This window comes from Paraconexibacter sp. (genome assembly GCF_059438195.1).
In genome coordinates this window covers 28,086-47,306 of record NZ_JBLKKY010000037.1, presented here as the reverse complement: position 1 = coordinate 47,306, position 19,221 = coordinate 28,086, and the positions used below count along the sequence as shown (strand labels likewise).

The following is a 19,221-nucleotide window of genomic DNA, read 5'->3' as shown; positions in this document are numbered from 1 at the left end:
GGAAGGTCTGCTCCGTGAGGTCCTCGGCGTCGTGGTGGTTGCCGACCCGGTAGTACGCGTAGGAGTAGACGTCGCGCAGGTGCGCGCGGTACAGCTCGGAGAACTCGTGATCGAGCCGGGCCTTGTCCACGCGCGGAGCCTACTCGCCGGCCGGGCGCGACCTCGACCGGATGTCGCGCGCCGCCTCAGCGGCGTTCGATGAGGCGCCGCGCCTCGTCCGAGAGCGCCCTCGCCGTCTGCTCGACGAAATCCTTGGCGCCGTCGGCCTTCGTGCGACGGGTGCGCCGGACGCGCATGACGACGAGCGCCGCGCCGGCGGCGCCACCGAGGGCGGTCGCCGCCGCCGGGCGGACCCAGTTGCGCGGGTCGCGCATCGCGCCGAGCTCCCAGGACTCGAGCTCCTCCTGCGCGAGGTCGGCGATGTTCTCGAGCGTCTGCTCGAATCGCGCCGAGAGGTTCGCGGGCGGCTCGACCGGCTGCAGGGCACGCGCGACGAGGTGCTCGAAGTCGATGTCGCTGAAGGCGGTCTCGGACATGGCGTCCTCCTGGTCGCGACGGGAAGTCACGCGGCTCGGCGTCGCTGTCTCGGGGATGCGGCGGGCGCGGTCACCGCGTTGGCCCACGCGACGGCGTCGAGGCGCCCCTCGACGACGGCGGCGAGGCCGGTGACGCACGGGGCGGACACGCCGCCGGACTCCAGTGCGCTCGCGAGGAGCGGGAGCGCATCGAGCGACTCGGCGGCCTGCCCGAGACGCGGCTCGATCTCGACGCGCGGCACACCGGTGCCGAGGAGCTCGCCGGCGCGCCGGTTGCGGCTGCCGTCGGCGAGGACGGTCGCGACGAGGTCGCCGGCTCCCGCGAGTCCGGCGAAGGTCTCGGGGCGGCCGCCGCTCGCCCGGGACAGCGCGTCGATCTCCGCGAAGACCTTCCCGGCGGCCGCTCCGGCTGCGTTCGGCCCGACGACGCCGGCGGCGGCCGCCGCGAGCGCGGCGGCGTTCTTCGCCGCCGAGGCGAGCTCGACGCCCGTGACGTCGTCGGTCGTGACGACGTCGAGGCGCGCGGAGCGCAGGACGTCCGCGAGCTGGCGGGCGAAGCCCGCATCGGCGCTCGCGGCGACGAGCGAGGCGCCGTTGGCGAGCGCGTCCGCAGCGTGACCGGGGCCGCCGAGACACGCGACCGCCCGTGCGGCGCACCGCTCGGCGACGTACTCCGTCGGCCGCGTCGCGAGCGGGGCGACGAGGCCCTTCGCGAGGACGAGGACGCCCGCGCGGGAGGTGATCGCGCCTCCGTGGGCGGCCATCACCTCGGGGAGGGCGCGCGACGGGACCGCGAGGACGACGAGGTCGTGACCCGAGAGGTCGAGCTCGGCCGTGCGCACGGCGCGGACGCCGGAGGGGAGCGGGACGCCGGGGAGGTAGGCGGCGTTCTCGCCGGCCGCGCCGAGGAGGCGCGCCTGCTCCTCGCGCCGGCAGCCGAGATCGACCTCGATCCCGGCGCGCTCGAGGGCGACGGCGACGGCGGTCCCCCACGACCCCGCCCCGATGACCGCCGCGCGGCGGATCGGCGCGAGGCCGCCGAGCCACTCCCACTGGAGCATGACGCAGGGCCAGATGCGCTCGGTCACCGCGACGGCGAGCTGCGGGGACGGCGCCTCGACCCGCGGGAAGTGCAGCGGACGGCCGGCGCGGATGCGGACCTTGTGCGGCCGGATCCGCCACCCGCGGCGGATGCTCTCGGTGCCGTACACGGCGACCGGGACGACGGGCGCGCCGGTCTCGAGGGCGAGGCGGCCGACGCCGCGACGGGGCGAGCCGAGCGCCCCGGGGCGCACGCGCGTCCCCTCGGGGAAGATGAGGACGCCCTCGCCGCGCTCGAGGAGGGCCCGCGCAGTGTCCATCGCGCCCGCGTCACCTGCCCCCCGGTCGACGGGGAACGCGCCGAGGCTGTTGAGGATCCACCCGGTGAGGCGCTTCTCGAAGAGCTCCTTCTTCGCGACGAAGTAGATCGGGCGGCGGGCGAGCGTCGCGATGATGAAGGGGTCGAGGAAGCTGCGGTGGTTCGCGGCGAAGAGGACGGGCCCCTCCTGGGGCACGTGCTCGCGGCCGATCCGGCTGAGGCGGAAGTACAGATGGAAGAACGGCTGGAGCACGGCACGCACGAGCCAGTAGACGTACGGGTTGACGCCCTTGGTGCGGGCCCGCTCCTGCAGTGCGCGATTCTCCATCGCGAGGGATACCCGAGCTGATCGGCCTCGGTTACAGTCGTCGTACCCCCGTCATGACCTTCGACCGACCGAGAGCCCTCCGCGGCGCCCTGGCGGGCGCCATCGCCGCCGGCGTGTGGGCCGCGCAGCAGCCCGCCGACAAGCGCGTCTTCGGCGTCGACTACGACGATGCCGAGCTGCTCGGCAAGGCCGTCACCCGCAGCCCGGCGTGGCGACCGGTCGGCCTCGCGATGCACGTCGGCAACGGCGCAGTCTTCGGTGCGATCTACGCGTCCCTCGCCCCCCGCCTGCCGCTGCCGTCCTGGTCGCGCGGCCCGGCGGCCGGGCTCGCCGAGCACGTCGCCTCGTGGCCGCTCACGGCCTTCATCGACCGCGTCCACCCGGTCGGCGGCGACTTCCCCCGCCTCTTCGGGGACCGTGCGGCCTTCGCCCAGGCGACGTGGCGGCACGTCCTCTTCGGGGTCGTGCTCGGCGAGCTCGAGCGGCGGCTCAACCCGCCGGAGGCGCCGCCCGCGCGGCCGGTGCCTGGCGAGATGCTGTCGCCGAACGGTCATGGCGGCCAGGAGCGCGCCGCGGCGGTGACCGGTGCGGCGGTCGCCGCCGCGCAGGCCGCCGAGGCCGACGCGGGCGACGGCGAGTCGCCCGCGGACGACGCGGCCGAGTAGCCGGCGCCGGTGGGCCGGTCGTGCGCCGGGGCGCGCGCGGCCCGAGCGCGGATGGGCGCCGTCGAGGGTCGACTGAGGGTCGAATCGAACGCGCGTTGAATTCGCCCCCACATAGGGGGCCAAACGAACGCGCGTTGAATTCACCCCTCCCAGCAGAGGGTCGAATCGAACGCGCGTTGAATTCGCCCCCACATAGGGGGCCAAACGAACGCGCGTTGAATTCGCCCCGCCCAGCTGAGGGTCGAATCGAACGCGCGTTGGATTCGCCCCCACATAGGGGGTCAATCGAACGCGCGTTGAATTCGCCCCGCCCCGCCCCGCCCCGCCCACCCGCCCGCCACCCGGCGCGGGTGCTCAGGCGCGGCGGCCGTCGAGGACGTTGCGCTCCGCGAGCGCCGCGGCGTCCGGCCGCAGGTCGCCGAAGCTGAGGCGCCGGCCGTTCGACGACCGCAGGCGCAGCACGGCGCGCCGGCGCAGCGGCCGGCGGACGGCGTGGTCGACCTCGTCGACATCCGCGTGCCGGAGCTGGTGGACGCGCCCGGTCACCGCGTCGTCAGCCAGCCACAGGAGCCGCCGGTCGGTGACGGCGAGGACGACGGTCGGGCTCTGCCACGTCGAGGCGGGCGTGACGAGGCGGACGTCCTCGAAGGGCTCGAGCGCCCCGAGCAGCTCCGGCCCGAGCGCCGCGCGCATGCGGTCCGAGAGCCAGCTCCCCGGGCGCGGCCGGCTCGCCGGGGGGCGCCCCGCGGGCGCCGCCGGCCCGTGCTCCTCCCCCGCGCCGTTCCCGAACCGGATCTCGTCGTAGGCGGCGTTGAGCCGCGCCATCTGCGCATGGGCGGCCGGACCCTGAGCGACGTCGGGGTGCAACCGCTTCGCGAGGTCGCGGTAGGCGGCGCCGACCTCCTCGTCGGAGGCGTCCCGCGTGAGCCCGAGGACGGCGTACGGGTCGTCCACCCCGCACATGATGGCGACCCGAGCGTCCGGCCCCCGTCACGCGGGTCCGCAAGCCGGCGATCGGACTCGAACCGATGACCGTCCGCTTACAAGGCGGGTGCTCTACCAACTGAGCTACGCCGGCCGGCAGGACGAACGCTAGACGTTCCCGGGTACGCTCGTGAGGTGACCTCCCCCGCGACCGCGATCGTCCGGCCGCGTCTGCGCGGCGTCCTCCACCAGTACGCCTTCGCGGTGGCCCTCGCGCTCGGGGCGGCGCTCGTCATCGGCGCCGACGGCGGGCGCGCGACGCTCGCCGCGGCCGTGTACGCGGCCGGCGTCTGCGGCCTCTTCGGCGTGAGCGCCCTCTACCACCGGGTGCCGTGGTCGGACGCCGCCCGGCGCTGGATGCGGCGCGCGGACCACTCGATGATCTTCGTCTTCATCGCCGCGACGTACACGCCGATCGGGCTGCTCGTCCTCGACGGCCCGCTCGCGACGGTGATCCTCGCCGTCGTGTGGGCGTGCGCGCTCGGCGGCGTCGTCCTCCAGCTCGCGTGGGTCGACGCGCCGAAGCGCCTCCAGGCCCTGCTCTACATCGGGATGGGCTGGGTCGCGCTCGCCGCGATGCCGCAGCTGGTCGACCGCCTCGGCCTCGTGCCGGTCGGACTCATCGCCCTCGGAGGGGTCCTCTACACCGCCGGAGCCGTCGTCTACGCGCGGGAGCGTCCCGATCCCGCTCCGCACATCTTCGGCTTCCACGAGATCTTCCACCTGCTCGTCGTCCTCGCGGCCTGCACCCACTACGGCGTCATCGCGTTCAGCGTCGTGCCGACCGCCTGAGCGCGTCTCAGAGCCGGCGGCTGGACCGCGCGAGGACGCGACCGTCGTCGACGAGCACGGCCCGGATCGTCAGGCGGCCGCGCCGCAGGCTGCCGCGCAGCCGCGCGGTCGTCGCCCAGCGCCCGTCCCTCACGCGCGTGCGGACGATGCGACAGCCCGTCGTCCGTCCCCGCCGGCACACGCGCAGCGAGATCCTCCCGTCGCGGGAGGCGGTGCCCCGCACACGGAGCGCGCGGACGCGACGGGACGACCGCACGCGCCGCACCGATCGCACCCGGACCCTGTCACGTCGACGCTCGTCGGACGATGGCTCCTCGGGCGTCGTCTCCGGGACCGGCGAGACGGACGGGGCGGGGACCGGAGCGGGGACGGGAGGTGCGGGGGCCGGTGACGCCGGGGCGGGGTCGACCGCGGGCGTCGGCGCGGGCTCGACGGTCGGCGCGGGCTCGGGGGCAGGCGCGGGCTCAGGTGCAGGCGCCGGCGCAGGCTCGGCCACGGGAGGCAGCGCGGGCTCCGGCTCCGGCTCGGGAGGCGGCGGCGTCGTCGCCGTGACGAGCGCCGCCGCGTCGAGGGCGCCCCCGGAGACGCTCGTCCCGGCGAGCTGGGTCTCCGGCCGCGTGGTCGCGAGCAGCGCATCGCGGATCGCGCTCGCCGTCGCGCCGGGTGCGACGCTCCGGGCGAGCGCCGCCGCGCCCGCGACGTGGGGCGTCGCCATGCTCGTCCCGCTCATCCACCCGAGGCCCCCGCCAGGCACCCACGACAGGATCGACGTCCCCGGCCCCGACAGGTCGACGCTCGTCGCCCCGCGATTCGAGAACCAGGCGGGGGCGCCCTGGGGGTCGTGCGCTGCGACGCAGACGACGTTGGCCAGCGCGTAGGCGCACGGATACTGCGGCGTCTCGTCGACGTCGAGGGCGTCGTTGCCCGCAGCGGCGACGAGGAGGACGTCGGGGTGCCGGGCGATCGCGTCCCGGAGGTAGGTGCTCCAGCCGCTGCCCCCGAGGCTCGCGTTGACGATCCGCGCGCCGTGCGCCGCGGCGTAGTCGAAGCCGTCGGCGATGTCGCTCGTCCAGCCCGACCCCGCCTCGTCGAGGACCTTCACGGTGAGGAGCCGCGCCTCGGGCGCGACGCCGGCGATCCCCGACCCGTTGCCCGCGGCGGCGAGCGCGGTCCCCGCCACGTGGGTCCCGTGGCCGTGGTCGTCCGCGACGACGCCCGTCCCCGCCACGAGGTTCCAGCCCGAGACGTCGTCGACGTGCCCGTCGCCGTCGTCGTCGATGCCGTTGGCGGGCGTCTCCGCCGGGTTCACCCACGCCCGATCGGAGAGGTCGCCGATGGCGAGATCGGTGCCGGTGTCGAGGACGGCCATGGTGACGCCGGCGCCCCGCGTCGTGTCCCAGGCGTCGAAGACGCGTGCGTCCGGGAGTCCCCACAGGTCGCCGACCGCCGGATCGTCCGGTGCGGCGGCGAGCGTCCGGACGGGGTGGTCGGTCTCGACGGACGCGACGCGCGCGTCGCGCTCGAGACGGCGGCGCGCCGCGGCACCGGGCACGACGACCACCTCCGCACGCGGGCGGGCGAGCGAGCGGATGCGCTGCGCGCCCGCGGCGCGCGCCAGCGAGCGCCGCTCGGAGGTGTCCGTGCCCGCCGCGTAGCGCACGATGATCCGCTCCGATGCCGCCGCAGGTGCGGCGGGCGCGAGGAACGCGGCGATGGCGATGGCCGACGCCGCGACGCGGGGACCGAAGGAGCGGGCGGCCTTCACGCGACGGGCAACGGCCGAGGGCGGCCGGAGGCTGAGCGGGTCGGCCCGGGACGGACGACCCGCCGAGACCGCCCATCGCCAGAAGTCGTGATGTTACAGTTGGACGGACGATGTCACAGCGTCACAACACGCCGCTCGGCGGGCCCGGCCCAGGGGCCGACGCCGACCCGCCGGCCCCCGAGGACGATCCGCTGCTCGACGCCGTGCGCGCGTGCGTGCTCGCCGTCGGCGTGCGGAGGACGACCGCGACCGACGTCGCGCGTCGCGCCGGCGTGAGCCGGATGACCCTCTACCGGCGCTTCCCCGACGTCACGTCGATGATCGCCGCCCTCATGACCCGCGAGTTCACGGGCGTCGTCCGCGACGCCGCCCGCGACGCCGCGGAGCTTCCGTCCGGTCGCGCGCGCATCGTCGCCGGCGCGATCGAAGGCGCCGAGCGCATCGCGAGCCACCCGCTCTGGGTGCGCATCGTCGACGTCGACCCGGAGCTTCTCCTGCCCTACGTCACGCAGCGGCTCGGCGGAGTGCAGGAGGCGGTTCTCGCTCTCCTCGCGGCGCAGCTGCGCGACGGTCAGGCCGACGGCTCGGTCCGCACGGGCGATCCCGACGTCATGGCGGCGACGATCGAGCTCGCGCTGCGCGGCCACGTCCTCGCGGCGCAGTCCCTCGACGCCGAGCGGCGCGCGCGGACGGCCGCCGAGCTCACCCGGATGCTCGAGGGGTACCTCCGGCCGGAGGAGGCGCGCCCATGAGGGGTCCGGGGCTCCCGCGTCCCGTCGCCGCGCCGCGGCTCGACGCCCGCCGGCGCTCCGCGGACCTCGACGCCCTCGCCGACGGCCGGGAGGTCGACGTCCTCGTCGTCGGCGGCGGCATCACCGGCGCGGGCGTCGCCCTCGACGCCGCGACCCGCGGCCTCAGCGTCGCGCTCCTCGAGCGTCGCGATCTCGCCCACGGGACGTCGCGCTGGTCCTCGAAGCTCGTGCACGGCGGCCTGCGCTATCTCGCCCAGGGCGACGTCGGCGTCGCGTGGGAGTCCGCGGTCGAGCGCGCGCGGATCGTCGAGACGATCGCGCCGCACCTCATCCGCCCGCTCCCGTTCGTCGTCCCCCTCGGGGAGGACCTCACCGGCGCCTCGGCCCGCCTCCTCGGCGCCGGGCTGCGCCTCGGCGACGGCCTGAGGCGCGCCGCGGGCACGAGCGCTCGCACGCTGCCGCCGGCCCGGCGGATCACGGCCGCCGAGGCCCGCCGGTGGGTGCCGTCGCTCGGCGACGGCACGCTGCGCGGCGCCTATCTCCACTGGGACGCCCAGCTCGAGGACGACGCGCGGCTCGTCGTCGCCGTCGCGCGCAGCGCAGCCGCCCACGGCGCCCGCGTCATCACCCGGGCCGCGGTCGAGGCGGTCGACGCCGGAGGCGCCGACGCGATCGACGCGACGACGGGCCACCGGTTCCGCGTCCGCGCCCGCCACGTCGTGAACGCGACCGGCGCCTGGGCCTCCGGGCTCCACCCCGACGTGCGGCTGCGCCCGAGCATCGGCGCCCACGTGCTCCTCCCCGCCGCGTGCCTCGGCGACCCGTCCGCCGCCCTCACGGTCCCGGTGCCGGGCGCGACGGGCCGCTTCGTGTTCGCGCTGCCGCGTCCCGACGGGCTCGTGCTCGTCGGCCTGACCGACGACGCCCTCGACGACCCGGTCGTGCCGGAGGAGCCGGAGGTGTCCTCGCTGTCCGAGGCGTTCCTGCTCGAGACCGTCTCGCGCGCGCTCGAGGTCCCCCTCACGGGAGCCGACGTCGTCGGGCGCTTCGCCGGGGTCCGCCCCCTCCTCGACGCGGGCGGGGCGACGACGGCCGACGTGAGCCGGCGCCACCTCGTCGTCGAGGACGCGTCGACGGGGCTCATCACCGTGACCGGCGGGAAGCTCACGACGTACCGCCGCATGGCGCAGGACGCCGTCGACGTCATCGCGCGACGGCCCGGCGTCGCCGCCGGGCGGTGCGTCACCGCCGCGCTTCCGCTCGTCGGCGCCGGCCGCGTCACCGGCGGAACGGGAGCGCCGACCCGTCTCGTGCGCCGCTACGACGCGGAGGCGTCGGCGGTCGCCGCACTGGCCGACGGGCACCCGGGGCTCCTCACCCCTCTCGCCGACGGCGTCCCGTTCCTCGGCGTCGAGGCGCTGTGGGCGATCCGCGAGGAGGGTGCCCTCGACGTCGCCGACGTGCTCGACCGGCGCCTGCGGGCGGGGCTCGTCCCGGAGTGGAGGGCCGCCCTCGAGGCGCCCGTCGCCGCGCTGCTCGAGCGCGAGCGCCCGGCGAGCGAGGTGGCGCGATGAGCGAGGATCCGACCGCGCCGCGGATGCGCCCGCAGGGCTGGGGCGCCGGCGGGCACGACGCGCCGCTTTCGCCCTCGGCGCTCGCGCTCGTCCGCGACGAGCTCGGCGTTCCCGAGGGACCGCGCCGCGACCCCGTCCCGCCGTCGTCGATCTCGCTGCCCCCCTCCCACCTCGGCGCTGACGCGCGCACGGCCCTCGTCGCCGCCGTCGGGGAGGACGACGTCCGCGACGACGGCCCCACGCGGCTCGCCCACGCCGCCGGCCGCTCCTATCCCGATCTCCTGCGGCTCCGCTCGGGCACGGGGCTGCGCGCGCCCGACGCGGTCGTGTACCCCGCCACGCACGACGAGGTCGCCGCAGTGCTCGCGGCCTGCGCCGAGCACGGGCTCGCAGCGGTGCCGTTCGGCGGCGGGACGAGCGTCGTCGGCGGCGTCGAGCCGCTCGCCGGATCCGGCCACGCCGGAGTCGTCACGCTCGACCTCGCGCGGCTCGAGGGCCTCGTCGGACTGGACGCGCGCTCCGGTCTCGCCACCCTCGGCGCGGGCACGACCGGGCCCCGGGCCGAGGCGCTGCTCGCCGAGCACGGCCTCACGCTCGGCCACTACCCGCAGAGCTTCGAGTACTCGACGGTCGGCGGCTGGATCGCGACGCGCTCCGCCGGCCAGGCCTCGACCGGCTACGGCCGCGTCGAGGATCTCGTCGTCGGCCTCCGCGCGGCGACCCCCGCCGGCGAGATGCGCACCCTCGCGGTGCCGGCGACGGCGGCCGGCCCGTCCTTCCGCGAGGTCCTCGTCGGGTCCGAGGGCACGCTCGGCGTCATCACCGAGGCGACCCTGCGCGTCCGCCCGCGGCCCGCGGCGATCCGCGACGAGGCGTGGTCGCTCCCCGACCTGCGGACGGGCGTCGAGGCGCTGCGCGCGCTCGCGGCGGTCGGTGCGACACCCGCGATCACGCGCCTCTCCGACGAGGAGGAGACGCGGGTGCAGATGACGCTCGCCGGCGCGTCGACGTCCCTCACCGCGCTCCGCCGCTACCTCCGCCTCCGCGGGCACGGCAGCGGGTGCCTCCTCGTCCTCGGCCACGAGGGGACGGTGGACGCGGTCGCCGACGGCCGCGCGCGGACGGCGAGGATCCTCCGCCGACACGACGCCGTCGCGCTCGGCGCGCCCATCGGACGGCGCTGGAGGGAGGGCCGCTTCCACGCCCCGTACCTCCGCGACGAGCTCATGTCCCTCGGCGTCCTCGTCGACACGCTCGAGACCGCGACGACGTGGAGCGGGCTCCTCGAGCTCTACCGCTCGGTGGGGGCCGCGCTGCGGCGGTCGCTGCGCTCCGATCGAGGCCGGCCCGTCGTCATGTGCCACGTCTCGCACGTCTACGCGACGGGCGCGAGCCTCTACTTCACGTTCCTCGCCGCCGCCCGTGACGGCGACGAGCTCGCGCAGTGGCGGACGGCGAAGACGGCGGCGGGCGACGCGATCGTCGCGGCCGGAGGCACGATCACGCACCACCACGCGGTCGGGCGCGACCACGCCCCGTGGCTGCCGGCGGAGATCGGCGAGACGGGCGTGGGCGCGCTCCGGGCGCTCAAGGCGTCCCTCGACCCCGCCGGAGTCCTCAACCCCGGCAAGCTCGTCGACGGAGAGCCCGTCGGCTGACGCGCGGCGCCTCGAGGCCCTACCGCGCGAGCCAGGTGTCGCCGCGGCGGCCGAGGACGATCTCGGTGGCCTCTCCGTCGGCGACGATGTGGAAGCGCGCCTCGTCGTCCTCGGTGCCCGGCCGGTCGACGACCTGGACGAGGTGCAGCTCGTCGATGCGCCGGTCGGGGGCGCGGGAGGCGAACGCCTCGCGGGCGGCCGCCTCCATCGCCTCTCGCTGCCAGCCCTTGTCCTCGGCGTGGGCGTGGGCGAGGTGCTCGTTCGCCGCCTCGAGCCGGGCGCGGAACGACTCCTCGCCCGCGCGGGACCTCTTGGCGGCGGCGATCGATCCGCCGACGGCGAGGAGGATGAGGACGCCGACGACGGCGACGATGATGATCGCGAGGGTGCTCACGGCGCGCATCGTAGAGCGGCGCGCGGCGCGGCGGGTCCCGGCTCTCCCGTTCCGGGACCTCGCGGCGTCCGCCGACCGCGGTCGCAGATGCGCAGCCGCATGCGGCCCGAGCGAGCTACGCGAGGACCTCGCGACCGCGGAGGTGCGCCCCGACCTTGCGCTTCACGCGCTGGAGCGCGTTGTCGACGGTCTTCGCGTCGCAGCCGAGCCGCTCGCCGATCGCCTCGTAGCTGTTGCCGTCGAGGTAGAGGGACAGCACCCGGGACTCGAGCTCGGAGAGCACCGACGAGAGGCAGGCGACGAGCGCGCCGAGCTCCTCGCTCGACACGACCTGGTTCGCCGGATCGTGGACGGTCGGCCCCGCGATGACCTCGTCGAGGGTCGGCTCGCCCTCGGACGCGCCGGCCGGCGACTGCGAGAACGAGACGTACTGGTTGAGCGGCGTGTGCTTGTTGCGCGTCGCCGTCTTCACCGCCGTGATGATCTGCCGCGTGATGCAGAGCTCGGCGAAGTTGCGGAAGCTCGACTCGCGGTCGCTGCGGTAGTCGCGCACCGCCTTGTAGAGGCCGACCAGGCCCTCCTGGATGAGGTCGTCGCTGTCGCCGCCGGCGAGGAAGTACGACGAGGCCTTCAGCCGGACGAAGCCGTAGTAGCGGCGGACGATGCGGTCGTAGGCGACGGGGTCGCCGGCCTTCGCGAGGGCGAGCAGGTACCCGTCATCGACCTGAACTTGACCTTGAACGTTGTGGGAGAGACGTGCCACGAGGGTTCCTTTCGGCCGAATCGCAGGGCGTTTTCGGCAAGCGGGAGTTCCTCAGTGGCGCACTCCTCCCCTGGCGCCATCTGACTTGTGAGGCCTTCGACCCGAGGGCTCGACCTGAGGTCGAAGGTGATGTTGCGGGCGAACCTATTGACTGTTATGTCCCGCTGTCAAGCATCTCGGACGGATTGCAAGTTCTCGTGCGTGCGCGGGGCTCCGGCCGAGGGCGCCGACGCTGGTGGTCGGGCGGGCGCCGTGACATTCCCCTTCGCTCTCGCCTCCGCCTCCGGCTCCGGCTCGGACGCCGCTCAGGGGAACGTCACGTCCCCCGCCCATCCATCGCGGGCTGGGTCCGGATCCCCGCGGCGCCGCGGCGCTTCGCCATGGACGGCACGGCCGGCGGCCCGCCCTTGCGCGGAGCCGGGTGGCGCGGACGCGACGCGAGATGGAGGACCGACAGGCCCCGAAGCTGCGCAGCAGCGGGCGCAGCAAGTCCGTGACACGGGGCGCCGCTGTGCCGCTCACGCCCGTGCGGGGTGGGAGGCGACGTTCCCCGGAGCGGCGTCGCAGAACGGCCGGAGGCCGGACTGCGGAGCGCAGGGGAATGTCGACTCCCGCCCCGACCAGAGCGTCAGTTCATCTCATCCAGCGCCGCCCCGATGACACGCGACGCCGTCAGAGGGATCTCTGCGTGGAAGAAGTGCCCCGCGCGTTCGAGGAGCGTCACCGGGCCCGCCGTCGGGATCGTCTCGGCGAGGCGGACGCCCGAGTGCAGCGGCAGGAACATGTCGTCGGTGGCCCAGATGACGTGCGCGGGCTTCTCCCAGCGCTCGAGGGTCGGGACCGCGTCGAGCGTCCAGCGGTTCGACTGCGAGCGCACGTAGGTCCTCCAGGCGTCGAGGTCCTCCCCGCCGGCCCGCAGGGCGTGGAACCAGTCCTCGATGAGCGCGGGCGCGAGGCGGCCGCGGTGGACCGTGCGCGGCATCGGCCAGACGTCGCAGAGCAGCCGCTCGAGGATCCCGGTCCGGCCGAGCCACTCCGTCGGCCCGCGGAGCGCGGCGAGTCGCATGAGGACCTCGACGGCGGGCACCGGCCAGTTGTCGAAGCAGACGACGTCGCAGAGGACGACGCCGGCGATCCGGTCCGGGTGACGGACCATGAGCTGCTGGACGTGCGAGCCGCCCTGGTCGTGGGCGACGACGAGCACCTCGTCGAGCCCGAGGTGGTCGAGGAGCGCGGCGAACGCGTCCGCCTGGCCGGGGCTCGACACGTCCACGCCCGGACGAGCGCGGGAGCGCCCGAGGCCGAGGAGGTCGGGTGCGATGCAGTCGTAGCGCTCACCGAGAGCGCCGAGGAGCGGCTCCCAGAGGCGCGCCGAGGTCGGGATGCCGTGGACGAAGAGGACGGGCGGCCCCTCCCCGTGCCGGAGGTGCGTCACGGTGCCGACGTCGAGGTCGGCCTCGAGACGCGGGAGCGTGCCGACGGCGAGCGTCGGCTCCTCCTGGGGCGGGGTCGGCGTCGAGCGTGCTTCGAACATGCGACGAGTCTCGCATGTCCTTTGACGCAGTGTCAGGTCGACGCCGCGCGGGCGCGCACGATCTCGTAGAGGAGAGCCGACGCGGCCGCGCTCACGTTGAGCGACGAGATCCGGCCCGCGAGCGGCAGGGCGACGAGCGCGTCGCACGTCGCGCGGACCCGCGGTCGCAGGCCGCGCCCCTCCGCGCCCAGGACGAGCACCACGCCGCCGCGATAGTCGGGGCGGGTCCAGGGCACCGCGCCCTCCTCCCCCGCGGCCCCGTACACCCAGCAGCCCGCGTCCTTCGCGGCGGCGAGCGCGTCGGCGAGGTTGCCCACGCGCGCGATCGGCAGGTGCTCGACCGCGCCGGCGCTCGCCTTCGCCGCCGCCGCGGTCACCTCTGCGCTGCGACGCTCCGGCAGGAGCAGGCCCGTCGCGCCCGCGCACTCCGCGGTCCTCGCGATCGCGCCGAGGTTCTGCACGTCCTGGACCTCGTCGAGCGCGACGAGGAGCGGCTCCTCGACCGCCAGCAGCGCGTCGACGTCGGCGTAGGGGTACGGCCCGGCCTCGGCGCAGACGCCCTGATGACCGCTCGAGCCACACCGGCGCTCGATGTCCTCCGCCGTCGCGATCGTCGGCGACAGCTCGTCGAGCCATCGCTCGCTGCGCACCGTCGCGGAGGTGGCCCACACGTCGCGGACGGGGCGCCGCCCGGCGCGCAGCGCCTCGCGGACCGCGTTGCGTCCGTAGAGGACGGGCGGCCCCGGCGCCGGCGAGCCCCCCGGCGGGGAGCCGCCGCGGCGACGCCCTCGCGGCCGCTGGCCCCGGCGGTCCCCCATCAGCGCCGCGGCCGCAGCTCGGCGCCGTCGGGGCCGTCCCTGACCTCCCAGCCGCGCGCCGCGAGCTCGTCGCGGAGCCGGTCGGCCTCGGCGAAGTCCTTCGCGGCACGCGCCTCCTGGCGACGCTCGAGGAGCGCGAGATCCTCGGCGGCGGGACCCGTCTGCGCCGCATCCGCCTCCGCGTCGAGCGTCCCGTCGAGGCCGAGGATCCAGAGCATCTCGCGGAGGTCCGCGTCGCCGACCGTCTCTCCGGCGTCGATCCGCCGGTTCGCCTCGCGAACCCACTCCCACACGACGGCGAGCGCCTCGGGGGTGCGGAAGTCGTCGGCGAGGGCCGCGAGGAAGCGCTCGCGCAGCGGCGCGAGATCCTCCGGGGACGGCTCGCCGCGGCCGAGGCGCCGCCCGGTCTCACCGAGCCGCCGCACGTTCGCCGCCGCGCGGCCGAGGGCGGCGTCGTCGAAGACGAGGGGCTGCCGGTAGTGCCCCGTGGAGAAGAGGAGGATGAGGGGGTCGCGCCCGTGCGCGGCGACGACGTCCGGGAGCAGGGCGATGTTGCCGACGCTCTTCGCCATCTTCTCGGCGCCCATCTGGAGCATCCCGTTGTGCATCCAGATCCGCGCGAGCTCGGCGCCGCGCGCGGCCCGGGTCTGCGCCGCCTCGTTCTCGTGGTGCGGGAAGACGAGGTCGTTGCCTCCGCCGTGGATCTCGAACCCGACGCCGAGCAGCGACTCCGCCATCGCCGAGCACTCGATGTGCCAGCCGGGACGTCCGCGGCCCCACGGCGCGTCCCAGGCGGTGTCCTCGCCTTCCTTCTGGGCCTTCCACAGCGCGAAGTCGAGCGGGTCCTCCTTGCGCCCGAGGAGCTCGGGGTCGGCGTCCTCCCCCTGGTCCATCTCGTCGAGATGGCGGTGCGAGAGCGCGCCGTAGTCCGCGTCGGAGCGGACGCGGAAGTAGACGTCGCCGTCGACGACGTAGGCGGCGTCGCGCGCCAGGAGGTCGTCGATGAGGGCGATGATGCCCTCCATGGTCCCCACCGCGGTCGGCTCGTGGTCCGGGCGGCCGAGACCGAGGAGGTCGGTGTCGGCGACGTAGTGCGCCGTCATCTCCGCCGCGAGCTCGGTCGACGGCACGCCCCGCTCGCGGGCCGCGTCGTAGATCTTGTCGTTGACGTCGGTGATGTTCGCGACGAACGTCACCTCGTAGCCCTCGTGCTCGAGGAAGCGCTTCAGCAGCGAGAAGACGACGAACGGGCGGGCGTTGCCCACGTGGATGCGGTTGTAGACGGTCGGCCCGCACGCGTAGATGCCGACGCGGCCCGGCTCCCGCGGCTCGAGCGGGACGAGGGCGCCGCGGCGCGTGTCGTGGAGACGGATCTCGCGCATCGCGCCGATCATCGCATCGGGACGCACGTCACGGTCGCCATCGCGACGGCGCCTTCCCCGCGGCCGACAGGCCCCATGCCCTCGCCCCGCGTGGCCTTCACGTTGACGCAGCCGGCCTCGAGGCCGAGGGCGTCGGCGAGCCGCTCGGCCATCGCCCGCTTGTGCGGCGCGAGCTTCGGCCGCTCGAGGAGCACGGTCGCGTCGGCGTGGACCGGCCGCCACCCCGCCTCGGCGCAGCGCGCGACCGCCTCGCGGAGCAGGCCGATCGAGTCGGCGCCGCGGAAGCGCTCGTCCGTGTCGGGGAAGTGCTCCCCGATGTCGCCGAGGCAGGCGGCGCCGAGCAGCGCGTCGATGACCGCGTGGGTGAGCACGTCGGCGTCGGAGTGGCCGTCGAGCCCGTAGTGGGACTCGATCGGGACGCCGCCGAGGACGAGCGAGCGGGACGGGTCGGTCGTCAGCCGGTGGGTGTCCCACCCGATCCCCGTCCGCGACGGCGGGTGGACGGCCGGCTCCGTCATCCCGCGGGACCGATCTCGACGAGCCGCCGCTCGCGGCCCTCGAAGACGCAGATCTCGCGGACCCCGACCTTCTCGAGGAGGAGCATCGCCTCGTCGTAGCCGTGGCCGACGTGCTCGGGCGCGTGCGCGTCGCTCGAGAGCGCGAGCGGCACGCCCGCATCGACGAGCATCTCGAGGAACGCGAGCGCCGGGTAGATCTCGCCGACCGGCTTGCGCAGGCCCGCCGTCGAGACCTCGGCGGCGGCGCCCCCCTCGAGGATGCCGTCCATCGCGATCTCGTAGTAGTAGCGGAGGTCCTTCGTCGGCCACGGGCGCTCCGATCCCCACACCTTCACGAGGTCGGGGTGGGCCATGATGTCGTACATCCCGGTGGCGGCGGCCTCGCCGAGGAGCTCGAAGTAGCGCCGCCAGACCTTGTCCGGGTCGTCGGACGCCGTCCACACGTCGTACTTGTCGTAGTCGACGGCGTGGTCGCCGACGAAGTGCACCGAGCCGAGCACGTAGTCCCACGGGCGCCCCTCGAGGAGCGAGGCCATCCGATCCTCCCGCCCGAGGACGAAGTCGGCCTCGATGCCGAGACGGAGGTCGGTCTCCTCGCGGACGAACGCGCAGTACTCGTCGATGTCGTCGAACGAGCTGTCGCGCCAGTACTCGTGGTCCCAGACCTCGAGGGCCTGGGTGAAGCGGTAGATGTGCTCGCTCACCCCGAGCTCCTCGATCCCGCGGTCGCTCGCCGCCGCGCGGTAGCGCTCGGCGTTCGCCGCGGTGAAGTAGCGGCTCGACGGCGTGTCCGGCCCGTCGGGTCGGAGATGGACGTGGTAGTCGGTGAGCATCTAGCGGCTTTCCTTCCGGGCGCCCCTGCCAGGGTCCGTGCGGTCGGTGAGGAGGAGCTCCGCGAGCCGGAGGTCCTCCGGTGTCGTCACCTTCATGTTGGCGCGGGGGGATGGTACGAGGACGACCCGCCCGCCCGTCGCCTCGACGAGCGACGCGTCGTCCGTCGCTGCCGCGAGGACGTCGTCGGGCTGCGCGAGGACGCGCTCCAGGACGTCCCTCCGGAAGACCTGCGGCGTCTGGACCGCCCAGAGGCGCGAGCGGTCGAGCGTCGCGGTCACGACGGGCGGCGCGCCGTCGCCGGCGACGACGGCCTCCTTCACGGTGTCGGTGACCGGGGCGGCGGCGACCGCGGCGTCGACCGTCGCGTCCTCCATCGCCGCGAGGCAGTCCGCGACGATCTCCGCGGTGAGGAGCGGCCGCGCGGCGTCGTGGACGAGGACGACGTCGATGCTGTCCGAGAGGGCGGCGAGCGCGTTGCGGACGGAGTGCGAGCGCTCCGCGCCGCCCGGGACCCCGCGCAGCGGCGAGCGGGCGCCGGGAAGCGCCCCGGCCGACGAGACGCCCTCCGGCTCGGCGACGACGATCTCCGCGATGCCGGGCGCGCGGTCGAGGACCTCGAGGCTCCAGGCGAGCATCGGGCGGCCCCCCAGGACGACGAACGCCTTGGGTCCGTCGGACCCAAGGCGCTCGCCGCGGCCGGCCGCGACGACGAGCGCGGCCGCCCGGATGTCGTCGGGGACCGTCAGCCCTTCGCGCCGATCTTCTCGCCCGCCGAGTCGGCGAGGAGCTGGTCGAGGTGCTCCTCCGCCTCGTCCTCGCTCTTGTCGAGCGCGTACATGAGCTCGCTCGCGAGGATCTTCTTCGCCCGCGTGAACATCTGCTTCTCGCCCGTCGAGAGGCCCTTCTCGTGCTCGCGCAGCGCGAGGTTGCGCACGACCTCGGCGAGCTCGTAGATGTCGCCGGTCTTGATCTTGTCGCGGTTGTGCTTGAACCGGCGGTTCCAGTTCTTCGGCATCTCGGAGACGTCGTCCTGGAGGACCGCCAGGACCTTCTTCACCGTCTCCTCGTCGATGACGCGACGCAGGCCCGTGAGCCCGGCGTTCTCGCACGGGACCATGACGGTCATGTCGTTGTGGAGGATCTTGATGGTGAGGTACTCGCGTTCCTCACCGAACATCTTGCGGAGCTCCTTCTTGAGGACCTTTCCGGCCCCGTGGTGCGGGTAGACGACGTGATCACCGCACTCGAAGTCGATGTTCTCGACGGGAGCGGGCTCGAGGTCCTCGAGCAGGCCGTCCTCGGTGATGTCGGTGTCGGAAATGGTCTTCCTCCTTGTTCAGCCGGACGGGGGTGCCGCGCCGGGGTGCGTCAACAGCGAGTTCGGGTTCGGGTGCGACCCCCGACGCGTGCGGTGCATCACGTCTGGAGGTAGCGGTCCACGAGGTTGATCTCCTGCAACCGGCGAAGGCCCTCGCGGATCTCCTTCGCGCGGATCTCTCCCACTCCCTCGACGGCTTCGAGCTCCGCGTCGGTGGTGGCGAGCATCTCGTCGAGCCCGCCGAACTCCTGCACGATGCGCTGGACGACCAGCTTCGGCAGGCGTGGGATGCGCCCGAGGATCCGGTAGCCGCGGGGCGACACCGGATAGTCGAGCGTGTTGAGCTTGCGGTCGTGGCCGAGCACCTCGCCGAGCCTCCCGAAGTCGAGGAGGTCGGAGTGCGGGAGCCGGCTGATCTGATCGAGCGCGGCGGCGAAGCCCTCGTCGCTCGAATCGATGAGGTAGTCCCGGACGAGGGCGGCCTTGTCGGCGGTCGTGCCGACCATCGTCTCCTCGAGCTGCATCTCGATGAGGCGGCCCTCCGTGCCCAGCTCGACGATGTAGCGCTCGATCTCGACCGCCATGCGCGTGACGAGCTCGGCGCGCTGGAGGACCGTGAGGACGTCGTGGAGCGTCGCCCCGCCCTCGAACTCGAGCGCGGTGAGGCGCGTGGAGACCTGGTCGAGGCGCGTGCGGTACTTGTCGAGCGTCGCGAGCGCCTGGTTGGCCTTCGCGAGGACCACGGGGATGTCCTCGAGGATGTACTTGCCGCCGTCGACGTAGAGCGAGACGACCTCGCGGCGCTGCGAGATCGCGATGACGAGCGCGTCGGTCTGCTTGCTCACGCGCTCGGCGGTCCGGTGCCGCGTGCCGGTCTCGAGCGAGAGGATCGTCGGGTCCGGCATGAGCTGGACGTTCGCCATCGCGATCTTCGTCGCGCTCGCGTTGAGCGTGATCGCGCCGTCCATCTTCGCGACCTGGTAGAGCAGCGCCGGCGTGTAGTCGATGTCGAGCTTGATGCCTCCCGAGAAGAGGAAGCTCAGCTCGTCGGTGTCGCCGATGACGATGAGGCCGCCGGTGCGCGCGTGGACGATGTTGTCGATCCCCTCGCGCAGAGCGGTGCCGGGGGCGACCATCTCGAGGGCCTTGACGAGACGGGGCTCTTGGCGACCCTCCAGGTCGCCTCTCTCATCCCCGGAACGCTGGGCCATCGGGTCCGATTCTACCAGCCTTCCGGGATTTTCCT

General features: G+C 74.6%; 20 protein-coding genes and 1 tRNA gene. 5 read left to right on the top strand and 16 right to left on the bottom strand.

The features are described 5' to 3' along the window. From ACME2J_RS13595 to ACME2J_RS13585, 3 genes are all read right to left on the bottom strand, one after another. The coding region (locus ACME2J_RS13595; RefSeq protein ID WP_495545466.1) for an RNA polymerase sigma factor at positions 1-130 on the bottom strand (130 nt) is incomplete at its 3' end. Between the two features lie 55 nt (positions 131-185). Then, positions 186-536, bottom strand: a complete 351-nt coding sequence (locus ACME2J_RS13590; RefSeq protein WP_495545460.1) for a hypothetical protein — start codon at positions 534-536, stop codon at positions 186-188. 26 nt (positions 537-562) lie between these two features. Further along, positions 563-2,224: a 1-acyl-sn-glycerol-3-phosphate acyltransferase gene (locus tag ACME2J_RS13585; RefSeq protein WP_495545459.1), complete on the bottom strand. Its 1,662-nt coding sequence runs from the start codon at positions 2,222-2,224 to the stop codon at positions 563-565. Between the two features lie 53 nt (positions 2,225-2,277). Here ACME2J_RS13585 and ACME2J_RS13580 point away from each other — a divergent pair, with 53 nt between their 5' ends. Beyond that, positions 2,278-2,889: a hypothetical protein gene (locus ACME2J_RS13580; RefSeq protein ID WP_495545458.1), complete on the top strand. Its 612-nt coding sequence runs from the start codon at positions 2,278-2,280 to the stop codon at positions 2,887-2,889. A gap of 354 nt (positions 2,890-3,243) precedes the next feature. On the opposite strand, the gene ACME2J_RS13575 is transcribed toward ACME2J_RS13580, so the two are convergent. Continuing rightward, a complete protein-coding gene (locus tag ACME2J_RS13575; protein ID WP_495545457.1) occupies positions 3,244-3,843 on the bottom strand; it encodes a J domain-containing protein in 600 nt (199 codons plus the stop codon). 51 nt (positions 3,844-3,894) lie between these two features. Next, positions 3,895-3,967, bottom strand: a tRNA-Thr gene (locus tag ACME2J_RS13570). A gap of 41 nt (positions 3,968-4,008) precedes the next feature. Between ACME2J_RS13570 and trhA the strand changes: the two genes are divergently transcribed. Beyond that, positions 4,009-4,665: a PAQR family membrane homeostasis protein TrhA gene (trhA, locus tag ACME2J_RS13565; protein WP_495545456.1), complete on the top strand. Its 657-nt coding sequence runs from the start codon at positions 4,009-4,011 to the stop codon at positions 4,663-4,665. Positions 4,666-4,672: 7 nt separating this feature from the next. Here the strand turns inward: trhA and ACME2J_RS13560 are convergent, their stop codons facing one another. Continuing rightward, positions 4,673-6,430 (bottom strand): S8 family serine peptidase, encoded by a 1,758-nt coding sequence (locus tag ACME2J_RS13560; protein ID WP_495545455.1) that lies wholly within the window; start codon positions 6,428-6,430, stop codon positions 4,673-4,675. A 110-nt stretch (positions 6,431-6,540) separates the two neighbouring features. Between ACME2J_RS13560 and ACME2J_RS13555 the strand changes: the two genes are divergently transcribed. From ACME2J_RS13555 to ACME2J_RS13545, 3 genes are read left to right on the top strand one after another with little or no spacing between them, the layout of a single operon-like run. Then, the gene (locus tag ACME2J_RS13555; RefSeq protein WP_495545454.1) at positions 6,541-7,182 is read left to right on the top strand and encodes a TetR/AcrR family transcriptional regulator; all 642 of its coding nucleotides are present in this window, start codon (positions 6,541-6,543) and stop codon (positions 7,180-7,182) included. Continuing rightward, positions 7,179-8,756 (top strand): glycerol-3-phosphate dehydrogenase/oxidase, encoded by a 1,578-nt coding sequence (locus ACME2J_RS13550; protein WP_495545453.1) that lies wholly within the window; start codon positions 7,179-7,181, stop codon positions 8,754-8,756. Before ACME2J_RS13555 ends, ACME2J_RS13550 begins: the two co-directional genes overlap by 4 nt. Further along, positions 8,753-10,414 carry an FAD-binding oxidoreductase gene (locus ACME2J_RS13545; protein WP_495545452.1) on the top strand — a complete coding sequence of 554 codons (1,662 nt, stop codon included), beginning with the start codon at positions 8,753-8,755 and terminating at the stop codon, positions 10,412-10,414. Before ACME2J_RS13550 ends, ACME2J_RS13545 begins: the two co-directional genes overlap by 4 nt. A 19-nt stretch (positions 10,415-10,433) precedes the next feature. On the opposite strand, the gene ACME2J_RS13540 is transcribed toward ACME2J_RS13545, so the two are convergent. The 10 genes from ACME2J_RS13540 to disA all read right to left on the bottom strand — a co-directional run bounded on the left by ACME2J_RS13540 (position 10,434) and on the right by disA (position 19,186). Continuing rightward, positions 10,434-10,808 carry a hypothetical protein gene (locus ACME2J_RS13540; RefSeq protein ID WP_495545451.1) on the bottom strand — a complete coding sequence of 125 codons (375 nt, stop codon included), beginning with the start codon at positions 10,806-10,808 and terminating at the stop codon, positions 10,434-10,436. Between the two features lie 115 nt (positions 10,809-10,923). Further along, the gene (gene sigH, locus ACME2J_RS13535; protein ID WP_495545450.1) at positions 10,924-11,571 is read right to left on the bottom strand and encodes an RNA polymerase sporulation sigma factor SigH; all 648 of its coding nucleotides are present in this window, start codon (positions 11,569-11,571) and stop codon (positions 10,924-10,926) included. Between the two features lie 628 nt (positions 11,572-12,199). Continuing rightward, positions 12,200-13,105 carry an alpha/beta fold hydrolase gene (locus ACME2J_RS13530; protein ID WP_495545449.1) on the bottom strand — a complete coding sequence of 302 codons (906 nt, stop codon included), beginning with the start codon at positions 13,103-13,105 and terminating at the stop codon, positions 12,200-12,202. 32 nt (positions 13,106-13,137) lie between these two features. After that, positions 13,138-13,923: a 23S rRNA (guanosine(2251)-2'-O)-methyltransferase RlmB gene (rlmB, locus tag ACME2J_RS13525; RefSeq protein WP_495545448.1), complete on the bottom strand. Its 786-nt coding sequence runs from the start codon at positions 13,921-13,923 to the stop codon at positions 13,138-13,140. Continuing rightward, on the bottom strand, positions 13,923-15,305 hold the full coding sequence (gene cysS / locus ACME2J_RS13520; protein ID WP_495545447.1) for a cysteine--tRNA ligase: 1,383 nt from the start codon (positions 15,303-15,305) through the stop codon (positions 13,923-13,925). The genes rlmB and cysS overlap by 1 nt, the downstream gene beginning before the upstream one ends. An 8-nt stretch (positions 15,306-15,313) precedes the next feature. Beyond that, complete coding sequence (gene ispF, locus ACME2J_RS13515; RefSeq protein ID WP_495545446.1) at positions 15,314-15,823, bottom strand: 2-C-methyl-D-erythritol 2,4-cyclodiphosphate synthase; 510 nt, start codon at positions 15,821-15,823, stop codon at positions 15,314-15,316. Continuing rightward, the gene (locus ACME2J_RS13510; protein ID WP_495545445.1) at positions 15,820-16,656 is read right to left on the bottom strand and encodes a histidinol-phosphatase HisJ family protein; all 837 of its coding nucleotides are present in this window, start codon (positions 16,654-16,656) and stop codon (positions 15,820-15,822) included. The genes ispF and ACME2J_RS13510 overlap by 4 nt, the downstream gene beginning before the upstream one ends. Continuing rightward, positions 16,657-17,385 carry a 2-C-methyl-D-erythritol 4-phosphate cytidylyltransferase gene (gene ispD, locus ACME2J_RS13505; RefSeq protein WP_495545465.1) on the bottom strand — a complete coding sequence of 243 codons (729 nt, stop codon included), beginning with the start codon at positions 17,383-17,385 and terminating at the stop codon, positions 16,657-16,659. Between the two features lie 14 nt (positions 17,386-17,399). Continuing rightward, positions 17,400-17,912 carry a CarD family transcriptional regulator gene (locus tag ACME2J_RS13500; RefSeq protein WP_495545464.1) on the bottom strand — a complete coding sequence of 171 codons (513 nt, stop codon included), beginning with the start codon at positions 17,910-17,912 and terminating at the stop codon, positions 17,400-17,402. A gap of 161 nt (positions 17,913-18,073) precedes the next feature. Beyond that, a complete protein-coding gene (disA, locus tag ACME2J_RS13495) occupies positions 18,074-19,186 on the bottom strand; it encodes a DNA integrity scanning diadenylate cyclase DisA (protein ID WP_495545444.1) in 1,113 nt (370 codons plus the stop codon). Positions 19,187-19,221 lie beyond the last annotated feature (35 nt).

Excerpts from the sequence above, each read along its gene's own strand:
- ACME2J_RS13580 (WP_495545458.1), top strand. The coding sequence starts at position 2,278 with ATGACCTTCGACCGACCGAGAGCCCTCCGCGGCGCCCTGGCGGGCGCC.
- disA (WP_495545444.1), bottom strand. The coding sequence starts at position 19,186 with ATGGCCCAGCGTTCCGGGGATGAGAGAGGCGACCTGGAGGGTCGCCAA.
- ACME2J_RS13590 (WP_495545460.1), bottom strand. The coding sequence starts at position 536 with ATGTCCGAGACCGCCTTCAGCGACATCGACTTCGAGCACCTCGTCGCG.
- cysS (WP_495545447.1), bottom strand. The coding sequence starts at position 15,305 with ATGCGCGAGATCCGTCTCCACGACACGCGCCGCGGCGCCCTCGTCCCG.
- ACME2J_RS13585 (WP_495545459.1), bottom strand. The coding sequence starts at position 2,224 with ATGGAGAATCGCGCACTGCAGGAGCGGGCCCGCACCAAGGGCGTCAAC.
- ispF (WP_495545446.1), bottom strand. The coding sequence starts at position 15,823 with ATGACGGAGCCGGCCGTCCACCCGCCGTCGCGGACGGGGATCGGGTGG.
- ACME2J_RS13545 (WP_495545452.1), top strand. The coding sequence starts at position 8,753 with ATGAGCGAGGATCCGACCGCGCCGCGGATGCGCCCGCAGGGCTGGGGC.
- ACME2J_RS13550 (WP_495545453.1), top strand. The coding sequence starts at position 7,179 with ATGAGGGGTCCGGGGCTCCCGCGTCCCGTCGCCGCGCCGCGGCTCGAC.
- ACME2J_RS13555 (WP_495545454.1), top strand. The coding sequence starts at position 6,541 with ATGTCACAGCGTCACAACACGCCGCTCGGCGGGCCCGGCCCAGGGGCC.
- ACME2J_RS13530 (WP_495545449.1), bottom strand. The coding sequence starts at position 13,105 with ATGTTCGAAGCACGCTCGACGCCGACCCCGCCCCAGGAGGAGCCGACG.
- rlmB (WP_495545448.1), bottom strand. The coding sequence starts at position 13,923 with ATGGGGGACCGCCGGGGCCAGCGGCCGCGAGGGCGTCGCCGCGGCGGC.
- ACME2J_RS13510 (WP_495545445.1), bottom strand. The coding sequence starts at position 16,656 with ATGCTCACCGACTACCACGTCCATCTCCGACCCGACGGGCCGGACACG.